The 1,215-nt window shown below is 42.6% G+C and carries 1 protein-coding gene; it reads left to right on the top strand.

From position 1 onward, the window contains the following. Window positions 1-397: 397 nt before the first annotated feature. A partial coding sequence (mobQ, locus tag FTT89_RS14435; RefSeq protein WP_180172912.1) for a MobQ family relaxase occupies window positions 398-1,215 on the top strand: 818 nt, incomplete at its 3' end.

Here is a 1,215-nt window from a genome sequence, read left to right as displayed (position 1 = left end):
CAGCAGATTTAGTCATAACGATTAATTTCGGAATATAGAAAACCACTCAAGCATAAGACCCTATGAATTGAAATTCAAGCGGGTAATATGCTATCGTGTTTTTCATGAAATGCGCACTTACGACTTGGATTTCATCCAAGTCAAAGTTTGCGTAAGGGGAATCCCCTTAACCCCAAAAAATTGCTACGCAATTTAAAAAAGCAAAAGGTAAATAAAAATGTATCGGTATAATTTTAGAGAAACTCACCTTTACCTTTGTCCAAATTGCGGACACGAATGCACTTATAAGATGCCTGAACAGATGGCACAACATGCAGAAGAAAGAGAAGTTCAGAACCTAAAAAGAGAATGTGAAAAATGCGGTTATTACGTCCCTGCTAGTCGGAAGTGTTAAGCGATGGCGATTTATCATTGCTCGACCAAAACAGTTAATCGAAGTTCAGGCAGAACTGCTGTTGCATCTATGGCTTATCGTGCAGGTGAAAAGCTCAAAGATGAACGCACAGGGCTGACCCATGACTTTACAAGAAAAGATGGTGTCGCCCATTCAGAAATTATCTCGAATCTCGATATTGAAATTGACCGTAATGACCTTTGGAACTTGGCAGAACAGTCCGAAAACCGCAAAGATGCCCGAACCGCTAGAGAATGGGTAATCGCCCTACCCGATGAATTAGACGCTGATCAACGTAAGGACTTGGCAAAAGACTTTGCCAGGTCCTTAGTTGATCGCTATGACGTAATCGCAGATTTAGCCATCCATGAACCGAGTAAAGGCGGTAATGATAAAAACCATCACGCCCATATCATGCTCACAACCCGAAAAGCCGAATTGAATGCAGACAATAAACTCACTCTGACCACCAAAACCGATATTGAACTCAGTAACGCCAAACGAAAAAGCCTTGGTATGGGGACAACCCAAGACGAAATTAAACAGATTCGGGAAACGTGGGCAAATTTAGCCAATCACGCATTAGAACGAGCAGGCTTTCAGGAAAAAATAGACCACCGCAGCTATGCCGATCAGAATAACGGACTACAAGCCACCATCCATGAAGGCACTAAAGTCACCCAATTACGCAGACAAGGCATAGACACTGAAATCAGCCGTTTTAATGACAATGTGAAACAGCAGAACGCCCAACAGCTTGACCAACAGAAACAGCAGAAAGAGAGCGTTTTACAGCGTGGTTTAAACCGTGTCGATCAAGG

Origin of the sequence: Acinetobacter sp. YH01025, assembly GCF_013420185.1 — a bacterium.
Lineage (GTDB): Bacteria > Pseudomonadota > Gammaproteobacteria > Pseudomonadales > Moraxellaceae > Acinetobacter > Acinetobacter indicus.
The sequence above is the reverse complement of the archived record's forward strand: the minus strand, read 5'-3'. Positions and strand labels throughout refer to the sequence as shown.